Annotated in this window: 7 protein-coding genes; 1 reads left to right on the forward strand and 6 read right to left on the reverse strand. The window is 60.0% G+C overall.

Annotated elements, in window-relative coordinates:
- Positions 1-64: 64 nt before the first annotated feature.
- The 6 genes from VGY55_14435 to VGY55_14460 form a co-directional block, all read right to left on the reverse strand.
- Positions 65-982 (reverse strand): ABC transporter permease, encoded by a 918-nt coding sequence (locus tag VGY55_14435; GenBank protein HEV2971168.1) that lies wholly within the window; start codon positions 980-982, stop codon positions 65-67.
- Complete coding sequence (locus VGY55_14440; protein HEV2971169.1) at positions 979-1905, reverse strand: ABC transporter ATP-binding protein; 927 nt, start codon at positions 1903-1905, stop codon at positions 979-981. Before VGY55_14440 ends, VGY55_14435 begins: the two co-directional genes overlap by 4 nt.
- The gene (locus tag VGY55_14445; GenBank protein ID HEV2971170.1) at positions 1902-2999 is read right to left on the reverse strand and encodes an ABC transporter permease subunit; all 1098 of its coding nucleotides are present in this window, start codon (positions 2997-2999) and stop codon (positions 1902-1904) included. Before VGY55_14445 ends, VGY55_14440 begins: the two co-directional genes overlap by 4 nt.
- Positions 2986-3906 (reverse strand): ABC transporter ATP-binding protein, encoded by a 921-nt coding sequence (locus VGY55_14450; GenBank protein HEV2971171.1) that lies wholly within the window; start codon positions 3904-3906, stop codon positions 2986-2988. The genes VGY55_14445 and VGY55_14450 overlap by 14 nt, the downstream gene beginning before the upstream one ends.
- A gap of 214 nt (positions 3907-4120) precedes the next feature.
- Complete coding sequence (locus VGY55_14455) at positions 4121-5653, reverse strand: hypothetical protein (protein ID HEV2971172.1); 1533 nt, start codon at positions 5651-5653, stop codon at positions 4121-4123.
- A gap of 235 nt (positions 5654-5888) precedes the next feature.
- Complete coding sequence (locus VGY55_14460) at positions 5889-7607, reverse strand: autotransporter-associated beta strand repeat-containing protein (protein HEV2971173.1); 1719 nt, start codon at positions 7605-7607, stop codon at positions 5889-5891.
- 813 nt (positions 7608-8420) lie between these two features.
- Between VGY55_14460 and VGY55_14465 the strand changes: the two genes are divergently transcribed.
- A partial coding sequence (locus VGY55_14465; GenBank protein ID HEV2971174.1) for a cytochrome c occupies positions 8421-9061 on the forward strand: 641 nt, incomplete at its 3' end.

Here is a 9061-nt window from a genome sequence, read left to right on the forward strand (position 1 = left end):
AGTCCCATGCCCACGCAAAGCCGTGGGCATGGCACACAATCAACCAGAACACTTTAACAATCGTTTAAGCTTTCTCCGGCGTCTTCACGTGGAATTCGCGCTGCGAGCAGATAATGGCTGCCAGCAGGGTGCAAACGATACTTGCGGCAAACAGCACGATCAGGCAAGTCTTCATTGCCGGGTGCTCGAGGAGATGCGGGTCTTTAACAATATCCAACTGCCACGCATCAGCGGCCATGTTGATCGGACCCCACGGCCTTTGCCATACGAAATCCATCATGCGATATGCGATCAACCGCGTGTAGTAGATGACCGTGATCAATCGAATGCCGAACGGAAAGTTCGCCAATACGCCTTCGATGGCGATGATGTACAGGATTCCCACCAGCAGGAATCGCTTGGTCAGCAGGCTCAACAACCCGAAAATGCAGCAATATGCGACGACGGCCAGCGAATGGACCATCACCGCGTTGAGGCAGCGCTGCGGAATGTCTTCGACGCCGGATCCCGCCCCGACGTAAATCGCGGCGTAGGTCAGCGGTGTGAAAACTGCGGTTAGCAGAACTGTGGTCGTTACGGTGGCCAGCAGCTTGACAATGTAAAGCGCCCCTTTGGAAATCGGGCGGATCAACAGGTACGTGATCGTTTGCTCTTCCTGCTCGTCTTGGATGATTCCCGACGCATAGATCATGGCTACCAGCGGCAGGACAGCCTGCGGGATCAACATAAACCCGAAGACGAATTCCAACTGAATGCCCGGAGCGTCGCGCGCCGTGCTGCGAACGAGGATCGCAAGCGCCGCGGGCAATAAGAACAGCAGCACCATGATCATCCACCGCTTGCCGTGCAGGTGCTGCCGCAGGGTCAGGGCATAGAGCGCCCAGACCCCGCGCAGATTTAGCCCGGCGGACCGCTGCCCGCAGGGCGAGGCATAAGCGTCCGCGAGTCGATCGAGCGGATTGTCGGACGAGGCCCCGGTCATTTGCTCACCAAATATTTGAACACGGCTTCGAGATTGTCGTCGTCGGAGTAGATTTCCTTAATCGCCAGGCCATCTTCGAGCGAGAGGGCGGGCAAGCGGCTGTAAAAGGCATCGGGCGAGCGCGTTTCCACCATCAATCGCTTCTCATCGGCGAGCACCCGCACGCCCTCCACGTCGTCCAGACTCAAGAGCCGCGCCGCCAACCGGCGGTATTCATCGCAAACGATCGCGATATGGTGCGGGTGCTTGTCGATCAAGTCGCGGATCTCGCGCACGTGGCCTTCCGCCACGAGCCGGCCGTGGTTCAAGAGGACGATGTTCGGCGTCAGCGATTGCACCTCGTGCAGCACGTGGCTGGAGACGAGCACGCTTTTGCCCTCCGCGCCGAGCCGCTGAATGATGTCCATCAGATCGCGCCGGGCGACGGGGTCGGTCCCCGTGAGCGGCTCGTCGAGGAAGAGCACTTCCGGATCGTGGACGAAGGCCTGAGCCAGCTTCGTGCGCTGCCGCATCCCCTTCGAGTAGCCGCCGATCGCGCGGTCTTTGTGCCGGGTCATGCCGACCGCCTCGAGCGTGCGCGCGGTCGCTTCGCGGGCGATGCGGCGGCTCATGCCGCTCAACTGCGCCGATGTGTTCACGAAATCCCAACCGCTCATCCACTCATAAAAGGCGTCTTGCTCGGGGCAGAGCCCGGTGAAGCGATTCAGCGAGGGATTGTTCCAGACGTCTTGGCCCAGCACGCGCACGGTCCCCTGGCTGGGATAAAGCTGGCCGGTCGCCAATTGCAGCAGCGTGGATTTGCCGGCGCCGTTCGGGCCGAGCAGCCCCGTCACGCCGGCGGAAATCTGGATCGTCAACTTGTTGAGACCGATGACGTTGCCGTACCACTTGGAGACTTCGTGGAAGGCGACGATCGATTTCACTTCAGCCGATCCAACGACCTGACTCGGAAGTGCAGAATGCATACGGAAAGTCCAAACAACACGGCCAGCACACCGGCCGACCAATACCAGGGATACTGCGGACCCGAAAAGAACTGTAAGAATGCAAATCGTTCACGGGGCGGAAGGTTCTGACTCAGCGATTCCAAACGATCGTCGGTTCCCAACAATTGTCGACCGATCCGCGATAGATTGCCGGTGTAGGAAATCATTGGTCGCCAGTCGGTGGCGGAGGCCGCGCGCTCTTCCTTCGCGACTTCCTCCCAGACCTGCCGTCGGTCGAACTGTCCCTGTGCAAGGGAGGGGTCCATTGGCTCCGATCGAATCTCCTGGAATCGCTCATGGCGCTCCACTGATTGAAGGGCCGTTGCGACGAGGCCACTCACGAACCAAATTGCCATCCACAAGAGCGCAATGTATCGCGTGTTTCGCGACAGCGAGGAAAGGGCAAGAATCAATGTGCCCGCGGAAAGGACGACGACCGCTCCATAGGCGATGCCTGCAAGCAAAATCGGAAATGTGTCGCTAACAATCGTAATATCGAGGCTGAAAAGCATGCCGAGGATATACGCAATCAACGCCGGCACAACCATGATCATCCCGAGCAGCGCCCCGATCACGCCGAGCTTGCCGAAGAAATAGTCGATCCGGCGCAGGGGCCGCGAGAAATAGAGGGGCAGGGCATTGAATCGTAAGTCCTGGCTGATCAGATTGCGTCCCACGAGCACGATCAGGATCATCGAGAACGTCAACTCCGCCGAGACAAAATAACTATAGCAAAGCGTCCAAATCTCGATTCGGTAATGACGCGGATCGGCAACGACTTGCGTTCCAAGTAAGCGTTGCAACGGCTCCAGCAGTGCAACGACGAGATCGGATTTTCGCTCCAGCAAGCCCCACAAGCACAAGACGAACACAAGCCCCAGTGCTGGCAGCCATGACAGCGTGAGCACCCGGCGCACCCAGAGGTCTTTCATCCCGACGCGCACGCCGTGCCGCGCGATCGTCAGCCAGCGCCAGGCATGGCCCGACAACTCGCCCGACCAGTGTTGATAGCCTTGATCAAAGATGGGCACTGGGTTGCTCCACGGCTTTCAAGAAGACCTCTTCGAGCGTGCTGCGCTGCGGCCGCAGATGGCGGATTTGCTGCCGCTCGGCGGCGGCCGCCTCCCAGAGCATCTGCGGCGAGCGTCCTTCCGGCAATTCCACGACCAGCATGTCGTCGCGCGTTTCGGCCGAGCAGCCGAGGGAGACCAATCGGCTGACGAACGGCGCCGGTTCGGCCTTGAGCCGCACCTCGAAGCGCTGCCGGTGAACTTGCTTAAGCTGTTGAATGTTTCCCGCCGTCAGCACCTTCCCGCTGCCCAACACGACGACATAATCGCAAACTGCTTCGACGTCGGGCAGCAGATGGCTCGAAAACAGCAGGCTCATCCCCTTGTTGCGCGCCAAATCCCGCGACAGCTCGAGCAGCTCCTCGCGGCCGGCGGGATCCATGCCGTTGGTCGGTTCGTCGAGAATCAGCAGCTTGGGATCATGGATGATGGCCGAGGCCAGCTTCAACCGCTGCTTCATGCCGGTCGAATACGTCTCGACATTGCGGTAGCGGGCTTCGCCGAGCCCAACGTAGTCGAGCACTTCGTGGGCTCGCTGCAAACCGTCTTTGCGCGGCATGCCCCCCAGCTCGCCGGCAAAGGCCACGAACTCGACGCCGACCACTTGCGGGAACAGGCACTCGTCTTCCGGCGAAAACCCCACTTCGCGCCGGATATCTAGCTGGCGGCGGCGAAAATCCATGTCGAGGATTTCCCCCGAGCCCTTGTCGATCGAGATCAGCCCCAGCAAGGTGCGGATGAGCGTCGTCTTGCCGGAGCCGTTTGGTCCCAACAGGCCGATGGCCCCGGCCGGGACGCTCACCGAGAGCTGGTCGAGCGCCGTCACCGGACCGTAGGTCTTGGTCACGTCTTGGAGTTGGAATAACATGCGGCGCGGCGATTAGGGCGATGGATGGGTTGGTCCCAAAGACAATACCCTATTCGCCGCCGGAATGCCAATCTTGGCAAAGCAGGAATCGTCGCGCCGGTGCGAATCGAGAAATGGCGGCAGGAAGCTACGACTTCAATCGTGCCTGTCAGGATCGCACGAATCCGCCAAAGCAGCTAACGCCGGCGATGGCCGCAAAGATGCTCGAAGGTTCTTAGAACGTGATCGTGTAACGGGCCCCGACGACGTCAGCAGTCGCTTGATTCGGCTCTGGCAAGAGCCAATGTTCGAGGTCGATCATGAGTAGACTCTGACGCCAGAGTTCGAAATTGATTCCAACGGTCAGCCGTTCGACGTCAAAGGTCCCCGTGGGCAGAGAGCTGCCGGGCGGTGGCAGCAGGCTGCGCCGGCTTTGCGAGTCGTAGCGCACGAGAAAACTCACGTGGCAATCGTTATAGGGCCGCGCCTCCGCTTCGATGTAATATCCCTGTACGGCTTCGGCGATGACTCCAAATCCGTTGTTCACGAACGCAGCGCGGTCGCTCTCGCGCCTGGCGAACTCGGCCTGGAATCGGATCAGTTTCTCGTAGTGCGCCTGAACGTCGAAGCCGTAAATAATGTAATCGAGCCCCCCGGGGAAGCCGGAAGTGTTGGGGTCGTCGAAGCGGCCGGCAGTAACCGACGTTCCGAAGCGAATGTTGGGGTCCCCAAACGTGAGCCGCCCACCGCCGCTCACTTTGTTATTGTTGTCGAGAAGACTCCGAGTCTGGATGAAATCGATGCCATCAGTATTGCCTTGCAGGCCGTTGACGGCGTACGTGTCGATCGTCGCCGTGATGGGCCCACTCCGGCAACACCCCAGCGGAATATCCAGGTTGAGATTGACGCCTTCGTCAGCATCGGGCATCGGCAAAACGGGAAAACCCAGGTCCGCGTTAAACAGGCGTTCGCCCATATTGAAGATCAGGGGGGGCGACACGGTGTAATAAAGGCCGGGGTTGACTTGCGCCGAGAAGGCCCCGAACGGGATTACAAAGCGTCCAGCGTCGATGCCTCCCTTCATACCATGCACGTGCGGGTCGAGGAATTGCGACAGATCCACCCGAACGGCCACCTCGAGCGGGTCGATTCGACTGATCTGGGCTGGCTCCTGCACGCCGTGACAAGTGATGCACAGCGTGATGCGTGCGCTGACGACCTTGCTTTGCCAACTCGCACCGAAAAACGCGAGCGGTCCGAAATCGGGGTTTTGCACGTGGCTGTTGCCGCCCCGCCAAAGCGGCGACAGAGTGGCAAAGGCCGAGACCGACGATTCATCGGCGGAGGAGCCAGTATTTCCGGGCGCAGTTGCGGTCTGACCTCCCGACGCGGTCGCATTGCGGGAGGCAAGGTAGACTGCGATCGGCTCGATCTCCTCTGACGCTACATCCGAATCGCGCTTTGTGGCCATGCGCCGTACCGTAGCGCGCCAGCCAGCAAGATCCTTCGTGCGTTCGAGGGCGCGAGCGGCATCGTGGCACGTCGTGCAACTGCGCTCAAAGGCGGCTTGCCCCACGCTGACAACGGCCGGATCGAACGTTTGGGCTGGAGCCGCGCCGGTTCCGCCGTTTGCGTCCTTTGCCGGCAAGTCACTCGCCTTCGCTTGAGAAGCCTGCGGTACGTCGGGGGCTTCCTGACCCTTCTTGGAAGAGTCCACCTCGTCGGCGCGAGTCAACTGGATAATCAAGACCAAGACGAAGGTGGCCAATCCAACAACAAAACCCGGCAAACGCCGCGTTGGGGGTCTGTCCGTCTTGCCTCGTCCTCGCATTTTTGCTGACATCCGTGTCCAAAATGCGCGCCCCTGTCATTATTATCGTCACAATCCATACGGTCGCTAGAGTCAACCTAAATTACTTGCTACGATCGCTGTTAACGATAGCTCAATCTCTATGCTGCCGTCCACCGCGCGTGCGCCTCCAGGGGGCGGCAGTCCAAAAGGATCACGAGCGCGCGGCCGCGAGTCGAGCCGCTCTCTGGCCGATGAGCGCAACGCCACCGATTACCAGCAAGATCAAGGTCGATGGCTCAGGAACTGATCCAAAGTCGTTCTCCCCTTCGGGATTCCGCATTGACAGCGCAGCCTGATCGGCGCCGCCGCCATTAAGATTCTCCAAAGGGGAGGAGACGATGCCGTCGGCTCCAAACGGGCTTTCGGGCGCGACTGAAGCGGATGACGCCGGGTCCCAGAGCGAATTCGAAGTAATGTCGATCATAGGATTCCCCGAAGCGTCGGACGCGGCAATTGTCACGATCGCGGGGCTCGTCGCTGTGCCTCCAATGAGGAGCGCGCTTTGGACAATGTGATTGGCTGTCAAGCTGCTGCCAGCGTTGACCTGCGTACTGCCCGTGCCCCCGATGTTGCCCACGACTTGGTTGGTTCCGGAAACGAGAACCCCGGCCGGGGAAGTGCTGCTATTGGAAATATTGACTCGGTTCAAGCCCGAAGCCAGGGCAGCGACGCTTCCGGCCAACTCCAACGTCGCGCCGCTCGCTACGTTGGCGGCGGCGCCTGTGCCAACGCTCGCCGCCCCGGAGGTGGCCTTGAACCGTAATGTGCCGCCATTGATCTGGAACGTCGAATTGTTGCTCAACGTCGGCGCCGTGTCGAATTCCAAAGTTCCGGCGGTGACGGTCGTACCGCCGGAGTATGTGTTCGCGCCCGAGAGAATCCAGACGCCTGCGCCGCTCTTTGACACCGCCAGAAGCCCCGCGCCGTGATCGGCCAAAACGCCATGGATCGTGTTCGTTCCGGTATTGCCACCGTTTAGCGCGAGCGTCGTGGTGCCTGTGGTCGGACCCGGCGTGATGCCGCCGCCAAAGTTCAGCGTGGCGGTCGTGCTCGTTGCGCCGCTTGTAAACGCATAGCTCCCTTCCAACACTAACGGCGCGTTTACTGTCTCCGCGTTGGCCACTGTCGATGTCGCTTGAATCGTGCCACCGGCCGTCAACAACAGGGACGGACCTCCCGAGACGCCGATGATGAGGGAATTGACGTTCGGCGTATCGAACGTGATGTTCTGCAGGTTGCGGCCAGCGTCTATGACAAGCGGCGAATTGGCGGCGTTTTGGCTAAAGGTAGCGGTGTCGGTATTCGTCGTGCCGCTGGTGGCACCAGGCACCGCCCCGTTCCAATTTCCGCTGGCGGCCCAACTCGTACTGCTCGCGCCAGTCCAAACGTCTGCCACGACCACTTTGCCCGTCTGTCCGGCAAAGTTCTGGGGATTGTTGACGATGTTGGTCCCGCCGGTAAACAGTCTTGCCATCGTCCCGTCCGTCGGCAACGCCGTGTAAGTGCCAGAGTTGGCGCCGAAGAAGGCGATCGACCCGCCGCCGGAAAAGAGGAATCCGTTGGGCATGATGAAGTCGGGCGCCGGCGCGCCCGCCGCTTGGATGCCGGCGGTACCGATCAAGAATTCCCTGTTGGTGGTGTCGGGCGACGTCGGCAGATTGCTGGGGATCGTGAACGTGTGCGTGCTTCCAAAGGTAATCTGGATTGAGTGGCCACCGACGAAGCTCTGGCCACTGGCCGTGGTGGACAGCTCGATGAACTGCAACGTGCCGCTGCTGTTCGTGTACAACTCGCTGATGTTCCAAAGGTGGAACGCGGCCCGCGCTGTTGGAGCAATGGTAAGCGAGCCGACGACAACCGCGGACCACAAAGCTAACCGACGCGTGAAATGAGAGCAAAGTCCGGCGGACACGATTTCCCTCATGGCAAGAATCCAGTTCCGGGGCAATCTGATAACTTCGCGCATTGCCTAGCCTAGCTGGTCACTGAGCAGGGCTACAATCCATTCAACAAAGAATTCACAATAGACTAACGATATGCTGTTTTAGTGGCGAGGACGATCGATCGGAGCGCAGCCTGTTCGTGAGATCATCAGACTAAAAGCCGCTCGATTCCTAGCAAATCATGTTCCGAATCGCAGAGGTTCCGTAAGTCATCGATCCGGCGCCTAATGAGAGCGCCGAACAAATCCGGCGGGGAATGTCCAGCTTTTGCGGAATCCAAGAAGCAAAACGCGGACTGTCCGCTTTTCTCAGCCGGATTTGTTAGGCGTTCTAAGACAGAAACGTGGTAGGCAAACGGAAGCGAATAGAAGTACGTTTAATGTACGCTGCTGAGCAACGGGTGTACGGCTGGCGCGTTCCCAGTGCTTTTGCGACAAATGGCCAGGCCGTGTTGAGTGCTATGCATCGGAAGGACGATCCTGCCCGGTAGAAGGAGCGTGGCATTTCAACAGAGATCGGCTCCGCATGGAGTTACGAGTCCGAGCTGCCGGCGGCACAGGAATTGTTGACGATAGTCCGACCTCGCGGTAGCATCGCTGAGGTTTCGCGCAACTAGCGACCGGTCGATCGGCAAAGTGGTGGTGCCCGAACAGTCGGCACTCGGGTTGCTCGCAGTGGGCGCGATAAGTTGCTTGATTTACTTGGCAGTTCGCGGCTGGCCCGCCCCGTTTGTGGCGACTATGCGTTTTTTGATCGCTCGATCTCCGTATAGCGTGCGGCAATGGCTTTCCGCCATCAGTTTCGGGCTGCTGGCGGTGGCAATCTGCTCCTGCCAGCGAAGCACCGATACGATTCCGAGCGCTACTCTCGACGCGACTTCCGGTGTGGTCACCTTTGCCCGTGACGTAGCGCCCATCATCTTCAAAAGATGCGCGGCGTGCCATCATCCGGGCGAGGCGGCGCCGTTCAGCCTGCTCAGTTACGACGACGTTCGCCGCCGCGCGCGGCAGATCATCGATGTAACGCGAAAGAGGTTTATGCCTCCTTGGCTGCCGACTCAAGGGGACGAGCAATTCGTCGGCACGCGGCGCCTCACCGACCATGAACTCCAAACACTGCAAGGATGGGTGGATGCCGGAGCACCGCGCGGCGATGAGTCCGAGCTACCGGCAGCGCCTGTCTTCACCGACGGCTGGCAAACTGGAACGCCCGATCTTGTGCTGGAAAGCCCTGCGTTCAAGCTATCAAGCGGGGGCGGCGACGTGTTTCGGAATTTCGTCGTGCCAATCCAGCTCGAGTCGCCGCGATGGGTTCAATCGATCGAATTGCGGCCGGAGAATCCGCGCGTGACGCATCACGCGCGCCTCGGCGTCGACCGCAG

Source organism: Pirellulales bacterium, assembly GCA_035939775.1.
Lineage (GTDB): Bacteria > Planctomycetota > Planctomycetia > Pirellulales > DATAWG01 > DASZFO01.